This is a genomic window from Agromyces sp. NBRC 114283 (assembly GCF_030268405.1).
Taxonomy (GTDB): Bacteria; Actinomycetota; Actinomycetes; order Actinomycetales; family Microbacteriaceae; genus Agromyces; species Agromyces mediolanus.
Genome location: NZ_BSQP01000001.1, coordinates 2273559 through 2288494 on the forward strand (window position 1 = coordinate 2273559; position 14936 = coordinate 2288494).

Here is a 14936-nt window from a genome sequence, read left to right on the forward strand (position 1 = left end):
TCCGCGTCCGCCGCGGTCGCAGGCTCGCGGGCCGTGCGAGGATGGCGGCGTGACCGTCGAGTTCGAGTGCGCCACCCGCATCGCGGCGCCGCCCGAGGCGGCGTTCGACGCCTCGTGCGACATCGATCTCCACCTCGAGTCGATGCGGTCGAGCGGCGAGCGGGCCGTCGCCGGCGTCACGTCCGGGCGGATCGGGCCGGGGGAGCAGGTCACCTGGCGCGCACGGCACTTCGGGGTCCGCTTCCGGATGACGAGCCGCATCACCGCGTACGAGCGCCCCCACCGCTTCGTCGACGAGCAGCTGCGCGGGCCGTTCGCGGCGTTCCGCCACGAGCATCGCTTCGAACCAGTGGACGGGGGCACCGTGATGCGCGACCAGGTGCGGTTCCGAGCGCCGTTCGGGCCCCTCGGCCGCCTCGTCGAACCCGTGCTCGGGCGGCATCTGCGGCGACTCATCGCGGAGCGGAACCGGCACGTCGCCGCCGCCGCGGAACGGGCCGCGGCGGACCTCGACTGAGCCGGCACGACGCGCCCGGCTGGCGGGCGACCGCACACTGGTGCCGGTGGTGGGGGTCGAACCCACACGCCCTTTCGGGCAAAGCATTTTGAGTGCTCCGCGTCTGCCATTCCGCCACACCGGCCAGAGGCCTCGCTCAGAATACCGTAGGCTTTCTGGCGTGACTGACACCGAATCAACCCAGCCCGCACCGCGTCGCGTGGTCGTGGCCGAAGACGAGTCGCTCATCCGCCTCGACATCGTCGAGATCCTGCGGGACAACGGCTACGAGGTCGTCGGCGAGGCGGGTGACGGCGAGACCGCCGTGCAGCTCGCGACGGAGCTGCGGCCCGACCTGGTCATCATGGACGTGAAGATGCCGCAGCTGGACGGCATCTCTGCCGCCGAGCGGCTCTCGAAGGGGCACATCGCCCCGGTCGTGCTGCTCACCGCGTTCAGCCAGAAGGAGCTCGTCGAGCGCGCCAGCGAGGCCGGTGCCCTCGCCTACGTCGTGAAGCCGTTCACCCCGAACGACCTGCTGCCCGCGATCGAGATCGCCCTGGCCCGCCACGCGCAGATCATCGCGCTCGAGGCGGAGGTCGGCGACCTCGTCGAGCGCTTCGAGACCCGCAAGCTCGTCGACCGCGCGAAGGGCCTGCTGAACGAGAAGATGGGCCTCACCGAGCCCGAGGCGTTCCGCTGGATCCAGAAGGCCTCCATGGACCGCCGCCTCACCATGCGCGACGTCTCGCAGGCGATCATCGAGCAGCTCTCCGCCAAGAAGTGACGCGAGAACGTCCGGCCGACGGCCGGGCGTTCCCTCCGACTCAGGATGCCCCGACGGCCACGTGCCGGCGGGGCATCCGCCGTTTCCCCGTGCGCGCCGCTCCGCGCCGCCGACGACGGACTTCGGGTGTCGGCGGCCGCTTGTAGGCTGTCCGAGTGACGGACGCAGCAAAGCCCACCCTCCTCGTCGTCGACGGCCACTCGCTGGCCTTCCGAGCCTTCTACGCCCTGCCGGTCGACAGCTTCCAGACCCGCGACGGGCAGCACACGAACGCCATCCACGGCTTCCTGTCGATGCTGCTCCTGCTGCTGCAGAACGAGAAGCCCACCCACCTCGCGGTCGCGTTCGACAAGTCGCGCGTCTCGTTCCGCACGCGCGAGTACGAGGAGTACAAGGGCAACCGCGGCGAGACGCCGATCGAGTTCAAGGGCCAGGTGCCGATCCTGCAGGAGGCGCTGAAGGCGCTGAGCATCACGACCCTCGAGAAGGACGACTTCGAGGCCGACGACATCCTCGCGACGCTCGCCGCCCGCGGCCAGGCCGAGGGGTACCGCGTGCTGCTCGTCTCCGGCGACCGCGACACCATCCAGTTGGTGAACGACGACGTCACCCTGCTGTACCCGAACACCCAGGGCGTGTCGCAGCTGAAGCGGTACGACCCCGAGGCGGTCGTCGAACGCTACGGTGTGCCGCCCCAGCAGTACCCCGAGATCGCCGCCCTCGTGGGTGAGACGAGCGACAACCTGCCCGGCATCACGAAGGTCGGCGAGAAGACTGCGGTCAAGTGGCTGAAGCTCTACGGCGATCTGCAGGGCATCCTCGACCACATCGACGAGATCAAGGGCGTCGTCGGCGACAACCTGCGCCGCGAGCGCGAGAACGCGATCCGCAACCGCAAGCTCAACCGCCTCGTCACCGATGTCGAGCTCGAGCTCGAGCTGGCCGATCTCGAAGCCCGGCCGATCGACGAGGACGCCGTGCATGAGCTGTTCGGCCGGCTCGAGTTCAAGACCCTGCTCGATCGCGTCATGAAGATCGCCCGCGGCGAGACCAACGCCGCCGCGCGCGCCGCCGCGGCCCCTGTCGAGCGCGAGCCCGCCATCGCGGCTCCCGTGCCCACGCGACCCGTGGGCGAGGAGCTGGCGGCCTGGCTCGAGCGGGCGCAGCAGGCGGCCCCGGCCGGGCTCGGGCTGCACGTCGAGACCGCGGGCGGCGAGGTCGCGACGATCGGTGTCGCCACGACCGACTCTTCGATCGAGCTGCCGTGGCAGGCGGGCCGTGCCGAGTTCGGTCCGTTCGAGGCCTGGCTGGCGAGCGACGCGCCCAAGATCATGACCGACGCGAAGGCGCAGCTGAAGGCGCTCATCCGTGGCGGGCTCTCCGTCGACGGCCTCGTCGTCGACCCGCTGTTGGCGGCCTGGCTCGTGCGGCCGAACCTCACCGAGAAGAATCTGATCGAGCTCGTCGACCGGTACCTCGGCGAGACGGTGCCCGTCGGCGACCCCTCGCAGCTCGTCCCCGAAGAGGGCAGCGACTCCGGGGCTCCCGAGTTCGCCTGGTACTCGGCGCGGCTCGCCCCGCTCGTGCTCGCCGCCCTTGACGAGGGCCCGCGCCGCGTGCTCGCCGAGATCGAGATGCCGCTCGTGCCCGTGCTCGCCGCGATGGAGCTCCGCGGCGTCGCGGTCGACCACGAGGCGCTCGCCGCGCTGTCCGCCGAGCTGGGGGAGCGCGCCGCCGGGCTCGCCGCCGCGGCCTACGCCGAGATCGGCCGCGAGGTGAACCTCGGTTCGCCGAAGCAGCTGCAGGAAGTGCTCTTCGACCAGCTCGGCATGCCGAAGACCCGCGCCACGAAGACGGGCTACACGACCGACGCCGGTGCGCTCGCCGATCTCCAGGAGTCGAACCCGCACCCCTTCCTCGGCCTGCTGCTCGAGCACCGCGATGCCACGAAGCTGCGGCAGATCGTCGAGTCGCTCGACAAGTCCATTGCCGCCGATGCGCGCATCCACACCACGTACGGGCAGATCGGCGCGGCGACCGGTCGCATGTCGTCGAACGACCCGAACCTGCAGAACATCCCGATCCGCACCGAAGACGGCCGGCGCATCCGTGTCGCGTTCCGCCACGGGGCCGAGTACACCGAACTGCTCACCGCCGACTACTCGCAGATCGAGATGCGCATCATGGCGCACCTCTCCGGCGACGCCGGACTGATCGAGGCGTTCAACGCGGGCGAGGACCTGCACCGCTTCGTCGGCGCGCGCATCTTCTCGGTCGATCCGGCCGACGTGACGCCGCTCATGCGCACCAAGGTCAAGGCGATGTCCTACGGTCTCGCGTACGGCCTCAGCGCATTCGGCCTGTCCAAGCAGCTGCGCATCGACCGCGCAGAGGCGACCCAGCTGATGAAGGACTACTTCGAGCGCTTCGGCGCCGTGCGCGACTACCTCCGAGGCGTCGTCGAGCAGGCGAAGATCGACGGATACACCGAGACGATCTTCGGCCGCCGCCGCCCGTTCCCCGATCTGAACAGCCCGAACCGGGTGCTGCGCGAGAACGCCGAGCGGGCCGCGCTCAACTCGCCGATCCAGGGCTCGGCCGCCGACATCATCAAGGTCGCCATGACGGGCATCGAACGCGACGCGCGCGAGCGCGGGCTCGCCTCGCGCATGCTGCTGCAGGTGCACGACGAGCTCATCTTCGAGGTCGCCGCAGGCGAGAGCGACGAGCTCGAGGGCATCGTGCGCGCCCGCATGGCGAATGCGGCCGAGCTGCTCGTCCCGCTCGACGTGCAGGTCGGGCGCGGCGCGAACTGGGACGACGCCGCGCACTGAGCCTCGGGCGCCGGCACCCGGGCTCCCGTCCGGGTGCCGCTGCCTGCGCGGCCGGCCGGGCGGCGGCTAGGCTCGGCCCATGGCAGAACGCGCGCAGACCGAGATCGATCGAGTCGCGGAGGGCTGGGTCGACACGCTCGTCGACCTCGACCCGACCGTCGGCACCTACATCGGCCGAAATGAGGCCGACGACCGGCTGCCCGACTACTCGCCGCAAGGCCACGAACGGGCGAGCGAGGCGACGCGTGCGGCGCTGTCGGCGCTGCGGGCCGCACCGGTCGTCGACTCCGTCGACCGGGTCACCCGCGACGATCTCGGCAGCGAACTGGAGCTCGCGCTCGAACGCGACGCCGCCCAGCTGCACCTTCGCGACCTGAACGTCATCGCGAGCCCGGCGCAGGAGATCCGCGAGGTGTTCGACCTGATGCCGACCGCGTCGCTCGACGACTGGTCGCGCATCGCGACCCGACTCGCCGCGGTGCCCGAGGCCGTCGGCGGCTACGCCGAGACCCTCCGCGAGGGCATCCGCCGCGGGGTAGTTCCCGCCGTCAGGCAGGTGCGGGAGGTCGCCGCGCAGGCGCGCCGCACGGCCGCGAGCGACGGCTTCTTCGCGGACTTCGCCTCCTCGGCGAACGCCGACGGCAGTGCGCTGCCCGACTCCCTGCAGCAGGACCTCGAGCGTGCCGCGAGCGCCGCCGCCGAGGCGTACCGCGGCCTCGCCGAGTTCCTCGAGGGGGAGCTCGCCCCGGCCGCGGGGCAGAGCGACGGGGTGGGCCGGGAGATCTACGCCCTCCAGTCCCGCCAGTTCCTCGGCGCGGTCGTCGATCTCGACGAGACGTACGAGTGGGGCATCGAGGAGCTCGCGCGGATGGTCGCCGAGCAGGAGTCGATCGCCCGCGAGATCGTGCCGGGCGGCGGGGTGCGCGAGGCGATCGCCGCGCTCGAGGCCGACCCGAGCCGCAAGCTCGTCGGCACCGAGGCGCTGCAGCGCTGGATGCAGGAGACGAGCGACCGCGCGGTGGCCGAGCTCGGCGCGAGCCAGTTCGACATCCCGGAGGAGATCCGCACCCTCGAGTGCATGATCGCTCCGACCCAGGAGGGCGGCATCTACTACACGGGCCCCACCGACGATTTCTCCAGGCCCGGGCGGATGTGGTGGTCGGTGCCCGAGGGCGTCACCGAGTTCGACACCTGGCGGGAGCTCACGACCGTGTACCACGAGGGCGTCCCCGGGCATCACCTGCAGATCGGGCAGGCGGTCGTGAACCGGGGCACGCTGAACCTCTGGCGCCGGCAGCTGGCCGGCACCTCCGGCCACGCCGAGGGCTGGGCGCTCTACGCGGAGCGGCTCATGGAGGAGCTCGGCTACCTCGACGACCCGGCGGACCGGCTCGGCATGCTCGACGGGCAGCGGATGCGCGCCGCTCGCGTCGTGCTCGACATCGGCGTGCACCTCGGCAAGCAGCGGCCGGACGGGCAGGGCGCCTGGACGGGCGACTACGCCTTCGAGTTCATGGGCCGGAACGTCGCGATGAACGACGGCTTCATCACCTTCGAGGTGAACCGCTACCTCGGCTGGCCGGGGCAGGCGCCGTCGTACAAGGTCGGGCAGCGCATCTGGGAACAGCTGCGCGACGAACTGCGCCGCCGTGAGGGCGCCGACTTCGACATCCGCCGCTTCCACAGCCGGGCGCTCACGCTCGGCGGCGTCGGGCTCGACACGCTGCGCTCCGCGCTGCTCGGGTGACCGTGGAGGCAGGCCGCCCGGGCCGCGTCGTCGTCGGGGGAGCGAGCGGCTTCCTCGGCCGGGCGCTCGTCGCGCACGCCCGACGTGCTGGCCGTGAGCTCGTCACCATCGGTCGGGGCGACGCCGACGTGGGATGGCACGACGCCGACGGCATCGCCAGGGCGGTCGACGGCGCCGTGCTCGTCGTCGGCCTCGCGGGGAAGAGCGTCGACTGCCGGTACACGGCGGCGAACCGCGCCGAGATCCTGGATTCCCGACTGCTGACGACGGCGGCGCTGCACCGGGCGATCGGCCGGGCCGAACGCCCGCCCGCGCTCTGGGTGAACTCCTCGACGGCGACGATCTACCGGCACGCCGAGGACCGGGCGATGACGGAGTCGGCGGGCGAGCACGGCGAGGGCTTCTCCGTCGCGGTCGCCGAGGCCTGGGAGGCCGAGCTCTTCTCCGGCGCGCTGCCCGGAACCCGACGGGTCGCGCTGCGCACGGCGATCGTGCTCGGTCGCGGCGGCGCGCTGGCGCCGCTCGTCCGTCTGACCAGGCTCGGGCTGGGCGGGCCCCAGTACGACGGTCGCTGGCCGGTGTCGGCGGGCCGTCGTGCGGCGGGCACCGCGCATCGCTTCCGCCCGACCAAGGGGCGCCAGTGGTTCAGCTGGATCCACCTCGACGACGTGGTCCGGGCGATCGACTTCCTGGAACTGCACGCCCTCGAGGGTCCGGTGAACCTGAGCTCGCCGAACCCGGTGCAGAACCGCGAGCTGATGGCGACCCTGCGGCGCATCGTCGGGATGCCGTTCGGCGCGCCGCAGCCGCGCTGGCTGCTCGAGCTCGGCGCCGCGATGATCGGCACGGAGACCGAGCTGGTCCTGAAGAGCCGCCGGGTGCTGCCGGAGCGGCTCGAGGCCGCCGGGTTCCGATTCGCGTATCCCGAGCTCGAGCCGGCCCTGCGCTCGATCGTGCGTGGCCCGGCGGGCGGGCGCGAGCGGGGGAGCGGGACGGCCGCATTGCCCCGTCCGTCCGAAATCGGTTAGGATGGGACGTCACTCGTGTGACATTCCTGTCCGCATGCCCATCGCGGAACACACACACGCTCTACCTTCGCGACGGGCCCGATATTGTCCATTCGGAGCAATTACTTCATGACAACCGCAACGACCAAGGCGCCCAAGCAGGTCGCGATCAACGACATCGGATCTGCTGACGATTTCCTCGCCGCGGTCGAGAAGACGCTCAAGTTCTTCAACGACGGCGACCTCATCGAGGGCACCGTCGTCAAGATCGACCGCGACGAGGTCCTCCTCGACGTCGGGTACAAGACCGAGGGTGTCATCCCCTCGCGTGAGCTTTCCATCAAGCACGACGTCGACCCCAGCGAGGTCGTCGAGGTCGGCGACACCGTCGAGGCCCTCGTTCTCCAGAAGGAGGACAAGGAAGGCCGCCTGATCCTGTCGAAGAAGCGTGCGCAGTACGAGCGCGCGTGGGGCGACGTGGAGAAGATCAAGGAGTCCGACGGCGTGGTGACCGGTTCGGTCATCGAGGTCGTCAAGGGCGGCCTGATCGTCGACATCGGCCTCCGCGGCTTCCTCCCGGCGTCGCTCATCGAGCTCCGCCGCGTGCGCGACCTCACCCCGTACCTCGGCCAGGAGCTCGAGGCGAAGATCCTCGAGCTCGACAAGAACCGCAACAACGTGGTCTTGTCGCGTCGCGCGCTGCTCGAGCAGACCCAGTCGGAGTCGCGCTCGACCTTCCTCGCCAACCTGCACCCGGGCCAGATCCGCAAGGGTGTCATCTCCTCGATCGTCAACTTCGGTGCGTTCGTCGACCTGGGCGGCGTGGACGGCCTCGTGCACGTCTCCGAGCTCTCGTGGAAGCACATCGAGCACGCCAGCGAGGTCGTCGAGGTCGGCCAGGAGGTCACCGTCGAGGTGCTCTCCGTCGAGCTCGACCGCGAGCGCGTCTCGCTCTCGCTCAAGGCGACGCAGGAAGACCCGTGGCAGGTCTTCGCCCGCACCCACGCGATCGGTCAGGTCGCGCCGGGCAAGGTCACGAAGCTGGTTCCGTTCGGTGCGTTCGTCCGCGTCGCCGACGGCATCGAGGGCCTCGTGCACATCTCGGAGCTGTCGGGCAAGCACGTCGAGCTGGCCGAGCAGGTCGTCTCGGTGGGCGAAGAGGTCTTCGTCAAGGTCATCGACATCGACCTCGAGCGTCGCCGCATCTCGCTCTCGCTGAAGCAGGCGAACGAGGGCGTCGACCCCGAGGGCACCGAGTTCGACCCGGCGCTCTACGGCATGCTCACCGAGTACGACGAGCAGGGCAACTACAAGTTCCCGGAGGGCTTCGACCCCGAGACGAACGAGTGGAAGGAAGGCTTCGAGGCCCAGCGCGAGAAGTGGGAGCAGGACTACGCTGCCGCCCAGGCTCGCTGGGAGGCGCACAAGAAGCAGGTTGCTGCTTCGCTCGCCGCTCAGGCCGCCGACGACTCGTTCTCGGCCGGTGGCGCGTCCTACTCGAGCGAGACCGCCGGCGCGGGCACCCTCGCCGACGACGCTTCGCTCGCGGCGCTCCGCGAGAAGCTCTCGAGCAACAACTGATCGTTCCTGCGATCACCGGAAGGCCGGCTCCCTCGGGAGCCGGCCTTCCGCCGTTTCCGGGCCCGGTTCAGGCGGATGCGTCGGGCTCCGGCCGGCTGCGCGCCGACCGCCGTCTGCGCCGGCGACGGACGAGCCAGACCGTCGCGGCGACCGCGGCACCGACCGCCAGGAGCACGAGGATCGGCGCCAGCACCGCCGCGACGACGATGAGCACGCTCCCGGCATCCTCGGCGGTGCTCGTGATCGGCGCGGCGACGCCGGCGGTCGCCGCGTTCAGGATCGGGCGGGCCCCGGCCTTCAGCAGATGCACGAGCAGCGCGAGCACGACGCCCACCGCGATCGGCACCCACTGCTGCGTGGCGATGAAGGTCTCGGGGTCCGTGACGGCGACCGTGGTCGCGCCCAGGCCCGAGCCGAACGCGATCCCGCCGGCGGTCGGGCGAACGACCGTCTGCACGACATCGTTGACGGTGTCCAGTCCTGGGACCTTGTCGGCCAGGAACTCCACGACGAGCAGCACCACGAGGACGAGCAGCACCCACTCGTTCGCCAGCCACGACCAGGCGGGCGGGAGCTCGACGAGGCCGGTGAAGCGGTCGAGCGCGCCGAGGAGCACGAGCGGGATCCACGCGTTGAGGCCGGCCGCGAGCGCGAGCCCGGTGGCCGTCAGCAGTTCCAGCATGCGGCCTCCTTCCGCCGGCACGAGTCTCGCACGGCTAGAGTGAGGCTGTGTACCTGATCGGCCTCACCGGCGGCATCGCGTCCGGCAAGTCCACCGTCGCCCGGCGTCTCTACGAGCACGGCGCCGTGCATCTCGACGCCGACCAGCTCGCGCGCAAGGTCGTGGAGCCCGGCACGCCGGCGCTCGCGGCGATCGCCGAGACCTTCGGCCCCGAGGTGCTCCGCGCCGACGGCTCGCTCGACCGGGAGCGCCTCGGCCGCATCGTCTTCGGCGACGACGCCGCGCGGGCGAAGCTCAACGCCATCGTGCACCCCGCGGTGCGCGAGCTCTCGGGCCGCCTGATCGCGAAGGCCGAGGCCGAGAACCCCGACGCCGTCGTGGTCTACGACGTGCCGCTCCTCGTCGAGGCGAACGTCGACCATCCCTTCGACCTCGTCGTCGTGACCGACGCCCCGAAGCGTACCCAGGTCAAGCGGCTGGTCGAGCAGCGCGGTCTCGATCCGCTGCAGGCCGAGGCGCGCGTCGACGCGCAGATCGACCGCGAGGCGCGGCTGAAGGTCGCCGACGTCGTCATCGACACCGACGGTTCGCTCGGCCACACGATGAGCCAGGCCGACGCGCTCTGGTCGCGGGTGACGTCGGAGCTCGCGGCGCGCTGATCGGGTTCGCCCTGCGCGAAGGGATGCCTCGAGCCGGCCGTCGTGTCGGTGGCCGAACCTAGACTTGAGGGCATGGAATCCACCCGCTCCGTGCGCCCGTTCGAGGTCGTCAGCGAATACCAGCCGAGCGGCGACCAGCCGCAGGCGATCGCCGAGCTCGCGGCCCGAATCAACGCGGGTGAGACCGACGTCGTGCTGCTCGGCGCGACCGGCACCGGCAAGTCGGCGACCACCGCGTGGCTCATCGAACAGGTGCAGCGGCCGACGCTCGTGCTCGCTCACAACAAGACCCTCGCCGCGCAGCTCGCGAACGAGTTCCGCGAGCTCATGCCGCACAACGCGGTCGAGTACTTCGTCTCGTACTACGACTACTACCAGCCTGAGGCCTACGTGCCGCAGACCGACACGTTCATCGAGAAGGACTCGTCGATCAACGCCGAGGTCGAGCGGCTGCGCCACTCCACGACGAACTCGCTGCTGTCCCGGCGCGATGTGGTCGTCGTCTCCACCGTGTCGTGCATCTACGGTCTCGGTACGCCGGAGGAGTACCTGAACGCGATGATGCCGCTGCAGGTCGGCCAGCGCGTCGACCGCGACTGGCTCATCCGCAAGTTCGTCTCGATGCAGTACCAGCGCAACGACGTCGACTTCTCCCGAGGCAACTTCCGCGTGCGCGGCGACACGATCGAGATCATCCCGGTGTACGAAGAGCACGCGATCCGCATCGAGATGTTCGGCGACGAGATCGAGGCGCTGTACAGCCTGCACCCGCTCACGGGCCAGGTCATCCAGAAGCTCGACGCCGTCCCGGTCTTCCCCGGTTCGCACTACGTCGCCTCGACCGACGTCATGCAGCGGGCGATCGGCACCATCCGAGACGAGCTCGACGAACGGCTCGTCGAGCTCGAGCGCGAGGGCAAGCTCCTCGAGGCGCAGCGGCTGCGCATGCGCACCACCTTCGACCTCGAGATGATGGAGCAGATCGGCTTCTGCTCGGGCATCGAGAACTACTCGCGGCACATCGACGGGCGCTCGGCGGGCGAGCCGCCGCACTGCCTGCTCGACTATTTCCCCGACGACTTCCTCGTCGTCATCGACGAGTCGCACGTGACCGTTCCGCAGATCGGCGCCATGTACGAGGGCGACTCCTCGCGCAAGCGCACCCTCGTCGAGCACGGCTTCCGGCTGCCGAGCGCGCTCGACAACCGCCCGCTGAAGTGGGACGAGTTCAAGCACCGCATCGGCCAGTCGGTCTACCTGTCGGCGACCCCGGGGCGCTACGAGCTCGGCATCGCCGACGGCGTGGTCGAGCAGATCATCCGCCCGACCGGCCTGGTCGACCCCGAGATCGTGGTCAAGCCCTCGAAGGGGCAGATCGACGATCTACTCGAAGAGATCCGGGTGCGCGCCGAGCGCGACGAGCGCGTGCTGGTGACGACGCTCACGAAGAGGATGGCCGAGGAGCTCACCGACTTCCTCACCGAGGCCGGAGTGCGGGTCCGGTATCTGCACTCCGACGTCGACACCCTCCGGCGCGTCGAACTGCTCACGGAGCTGCGCGCCGGCGTCTACGACGTGCTCGTCGGCATCAACCTGCTGCGCGAAGGCCTCGACCTCCCCGAGGTCTCGCTCGTCGCGATCCTCGATGCCGACAAGGAGGGCTTCCTGCGCTCCTCGACCTCGCTCATCCAGACCATCGGTCGTGCGGCGCGAAACGTCTCCGGCCAGGTGCACATGTACGCCGACGTCATGACCGACTCCATGACGAACGCCATCGAAGAGACCAACCGGCGTCGCGAGAAGCAGATCGAGTACAACCGGGTGAACGGCATCGATCCGCAGCCGCTGCGCAAGCGGATCGCCGACATCACCCAGGTGCTCGCGCGCGAGGAGGCCGACACCGCGGCGCTCCTCGCCGGCCGTGACGCGAAGAAGACCTCACCCGTGCCGAACCTCCGTCGCGAGGGCATCGCCGCCGAGGGTGCGAACGACCTCGAGAGCCTCATCCGCGACCTGAACGGGCAGATGCTCGAGGCCGCGGGGGAGCTCAAGTTCGAGCTCGCCGCGCGCTTGCGCGACGAGGTCTCCGAGCTGAAGCGCGAGCTGCGGCAGATGGAGAAGGCCGGCCACCTCGGCTGATCGGCGCAGGCCCCGCAGGCCTGATTCGAACGTGTGTTCGCCCACAGCGCAGCCGTCGGGGGAGGAGTGTCGGTGGTCGTCCCTAGACTCGTAGGGTGCCAGTTTCACGTCTCGATGCCCACTCCCGACTGAGCGTTCGTGGTGCCCGCGTGCACAATCTCCACGACGTCGATGTCGAGATCCCGCGCGATGCGATGGTCGTCTTCACCGGGCTCTCCGGCTCGGGCAAGTCGTCGCTCGCGTTCGACACGATCTTCGCCGAGGGGCAGCGTCGCTACGTCGAGTCGCTGTCCGCGTACGCCCGCCAGTTCCTGGGGCAGGTCGACCGGCCCGACGTCGACTTCATCGAGGGGCTGAGTCCCGCCGTCTCCATCGACCAGAAGTCGACCAACCGCAACCCGCGGTCCACCGTCGGCACGATCACCGAGATCTACGACTACATGCGCTTGCTCTGGGCGCGCATCGGCGTGCCGCACTGTCCGGTCTGCGGTGAGCGCATCCAGCGTCAGACCGTGCAGCAGATCGCCGACCAGCTCATGGAGCTCGCCGACGGCACGCGCTTCCAGGTGCTGAGCCCGGTGGTGTCGAAGAAGAAGGGCGAGTTCGTCGACCTGTTCCGCGAGCTGGCCGCGCAGGGCTTCTCGCGCGCGGTCGTCGACGGCGAGGTCATCCGCCTCGACGAGCCGCCGAAGCTCAAGAAGCAGGTCAAGCACGACATCTCGGTCGTCGTCGACCGGCTCGTCTCCTCGCCCGACATCCTGGGCCGGCTCACCGACTCGCTCGAGACCGCACTGCGCCTGACCGACGGCCTCGTCCAGATCAACTACGTCGACGAAGACGGGCCCGAGGCGTGGCAGACCTTCTCCGAGAAGCTCTCCTGCCCGAACCAGCACCCGATCCAGCTGACCGAGATCGAGCCTCGCACCTTCTCGTTCAACGCCCCGTTCGGCGCCTGCCCCGAGTGCTCCGGCCTCGGCACCCGCATGTCCGTCGACGAAGAGCTCCTGCTCGGCGACCCGGCGCTCTCCATCGCCGAGGGCGTCATCCTGCCGTGGACCTCGCAGGGCAAGAGCCTCTACAACTACTACGAGAAGCTGCTGTCCGGACTCGCCCGAGACCTCGACTTCTCGCTCGACACCCCGTGGGAAGCGCTCGCGCCCGAGGCGCGCGCGGCGGTGCTCCGCGGCGACAACTTCGAGGTCAAGGTGCGCTGGCGCAACCGCTACGGCCGCGAGATGAGCTACACCTCTGGCTTCGAGGGCGTCGTGCCCTACATCGAGCGGCAGTACGTGCAGGCCGAGACCGACCAGCAGCGCGCCCGCTGGGCCGAGTACCTCCGCGAGGTGCCGTGCCCCGTCTGCGACGGCAATCGCTTGAAGCCGGAGGTGCTGGCCGTGCACATCCACGAGCGCAGCATCGCCGAGGTCTGCCGGCTGAGCCTCACCGACGCGCGCGCCTTCATGGACAAGCTCGAGCTCACCGACCGCGAGCAGGCGATCGCCGCGCAGGTGCTGCGCGAGATCAAGCTCCGCCTCGACTTCCTCATCCGGGTCGGGCTGAGCTACCTCGATCTGGCCCGCGCCGCGGGCACCCTCTCCGGCGGCGAGGCGCAGCGCATCCGGCTCGCGACGCAGATCGGCTCCGGGCTCACGGGCGTGCTCTACGTCCTCGACGAGCCGAGCATCGGCCTGCACCAGCGCGACAACCGGCGGCTCATCGACACGCTCATCGCGCTCCGCGACCTCGGCAACACCCTCATCGTCGTCGAGCACGACGAGGACACCATCCGCACCGCCGACTGGATCGTCGACATCGGCCCTGGCGCCGGCGTGAACGGCGGCACGGTCGTGCACTCGGGCAGCTACGCCGAGCTGCTCGCGAACACCGACTCGCTGACCGGCGACTACCTCTCCGGCCGCAAGGAGATCGCGATCCCCGAGTCCCGTCGGCCCGTCGACCCCGAGCGCATGATCACGGTCGAGGGCGCCGCGGCGAACAACCTGCGCAACGTCGACGTGCGCTTCCCGCTCGGCACGCTGACCGCGGTCACCGGCGTCAGCGGCTCCGGCAAGTCCTCGCTCGTCAACGACATCCTCTACCGGGTGCTCGCGAACCGGCTCAACGGGGCGCGCAAGGTGCCGGGCAAGCACCGGCGCGTGAGCGGCCTCGAGCACCTCGACAAGGTCGTGCACGTCGACCAGGCGCCGATCGGGCGCACGCCCCGGTCGAACCCCGCCACCTACACGGGCGTGTTCGACCGCATCCGCACGCTGTTCTCCGAGACGGCCGAGGCCAAGGCGCGCGGCTACCTGCCGGGCCGCTTCAGCTTCAACGTCAAGGGCGGCCGCTGCGAGGCGTGCTCGGGTGACGGAACGATCAAGATCGAGATGAACTTCCTGCCCGACGTCTACGTCGCGTGCGAGGTTTGCGGCGGCAAGCGCTACAACCGCGAGACCCTGCAGGTGCACTACAAGGGCAAGAACATCGCCGAGGTGCTCGAGATGCCGATCAGCGAGGCGGCCGAGTTCTTCGAGCCGATCTCGGCGATCCACCGCTACCTGAAGACGCTCGTCGACGTCGGTCTCGGCTACGTGCAGCTCGGCCAGAGCGCGACGACCCTTTCGGGCGGTGAAGCGCAGCGCGTCAAGCTCGCCACCGAGCTCCAGCGCCGCTCGAACGGCCGCAGCGTGTACGTCCTCGACGAGCCGACCACCGGCCTGCACTTCGAAGACGTGCGCAAGCTGCTGAAGGTGCTCGGCAAGCTCGTCGACAAGGGCAACTCGGTCATCGTCATCGAGCACTCGCTCGACGTGATCAAGTCGGCCGACTGGATCATCGACCTCGGCCCCGAGGGCGGCTCCGGCGGCGGTCAGATCGTCGCCACGGGCACGCCCGAGCAGGTCGCCGACGTCGAAGAGAGCCACACCGGCTTCTTCCTGCGCGAGATCTTCGAGGCCCAGGCCGCCGTCGAGCAGCCCACCGCTCGGCGGGCGGCCGGCTAGCC

General features: G+C 70.1%; 10 protein-coding genes and 1 tRNA gene. 9 read left to right on the top strand and 2 right to left on the bottom strand.

Annotated elements, in window-relative coordinates:
• The first annotated feature begins 49 nt into the window (after positions 1–49).
• Complete coding sequence (locus tag QSJ60_RS10980) at positions 50–517, top strand: SRPBCC family protein (protein ID WP_285463624.1); 468 nt, start codon at positions 50–52, stop codon at positions 515–517.
• Between the two features lie 38 nt (positions 518–555).
• Here QSJ60_RS10980 and QSJ60_RS10985 read toward each other — a convergent pair.
• A tRNA-Leu gene (locus QSJ60_RS10985) sits at positions 556–641 on the bottom strand.
• A 36-nt stretch (positions 642–677) separates the two neighbouring features.
• Here QSJ60_RS10985 and QSJ60_RS10990 point away from each other — a divergent pair.
• The 5 genes from QSJ60_RS10990 (at position 678) to rpsA (ending at position 8452) form a co-directional block, all read left to right on the top strand.
• Positions 678–1283: an ANTAR domain-containing response regulator gene (locus tag QSJ60_RS10990; protein WP_189084931.1), complete on the top strand. Its 606-nt coding sequence runs from the start codon at positions 678–680 to the stop codon at positions 1281–1283.
• A gap of 155 nt (positions 1284–1438) precedes the next feature.
• Entirely contained in the window at positions 1439–4117 is a 2679-nt protein-coding gene (gene polA, locus QSJ60_RS10995) for a DNA polymerase I (RefSeq protein ID WP_285463625.1), read from the top strand.
• Positions 4118–4196: 79 nt separating this feature from the next.
• Positions 4197–5864 carry a DUF885 domain-containing protein gene (locus QSJ60_RS11000; protein ID WP_285463626.1) on the top strand — a complete coding sequence of 556 codons (1668 nt, stop codon included), beginning with the start codon at positions 4197–4199 and terminating at the stop codon, positions 5862–5864.
• Complete coding sequence (locus QSJ60_RS11005; protein ID WP_285463627.1) at positions 5861–6892, top strand: epimerase; 1032 nt, start codon at positions 5861–5863, stop codon at positions 6890–6892. The genes QSJ60_RS11000 and QSJ60_RS11005 overlap by 4 nt, the downstream gene beginning before the upstream one ends.
• A 108-nt stretch (positions 6893–7000) precedes the next feature.
• The gene (rpsA, locus tag QSJ60_RS11010) at positions 7001–8452 is read left to right on the top strand and encodes a 30S ribosomal protein S1 (protein ID WP_189084935.1); all 1452 of its coding nucleotides are present in this window, start codon (positions 7001–7003) and stop codon (positions 8450–8452) included.
• Positions 8453–8519: 67 nt separating this feature from the next.
• Here the strand turns inward: rpsA and QSJ60_RS11015 are convergent, their stop codons facing one another.
• Complete coding sequence (locus QSJ60_RS11015; RefSeq protein ID WP_285463628.1) at positions 8520–9134, bottom strand: DUF4126 domain-containing protein; 615 nt, start codon at positions 9132–9134, stop codon at positions 8520–8522.
• A gap of 47 nt (positions 9135–9181) precedes the next feature.
• On the opposite strand from QSJ60_RS11015, the gene coaE reads away from it, so the two are divergent.
• The 3 genes from coaE (at position 9182) to uvrA (ending at position 14934) form a co-directional block, all read left to right on the top strand.
• On the top strand, positions 9182–9793 hold the full coding sequence (gene coaE, locus QSJ60_RS11020) for a dephospho-CoA kinase (protein ID WP_230763433.1): 612 nt from the start codon (positions 9182–9184) through the stop codon (positions 9791–9793).
• Between the two features lie 72 nt (positions 9794–9865).
• Positions 9866–11932, top strand: a complete 2067-nt coding sequence (gene uvrB, locus QSJ60_RS11025) for an excinuclease ABC subunit UvrB (protein WP_285463629.1) — start codon at positions 9866–9868, stop codon at positions 11930–11932.
• Positions 11933–12027: 95 nt separating this feature from the next.
• Positions 12028–14934, top strand: coding sequence for an excinuclease ABC subunit UvrA (gene uvrA, locus QSJ60_RS11030; RefSeq protein ID WP_285463630.1), 2907 nt, complete (start codon positions 12028–12030; stop codon positions 14932–14934).
• Positions 14935–14936 lie beyond the last annotated feature (2 nt).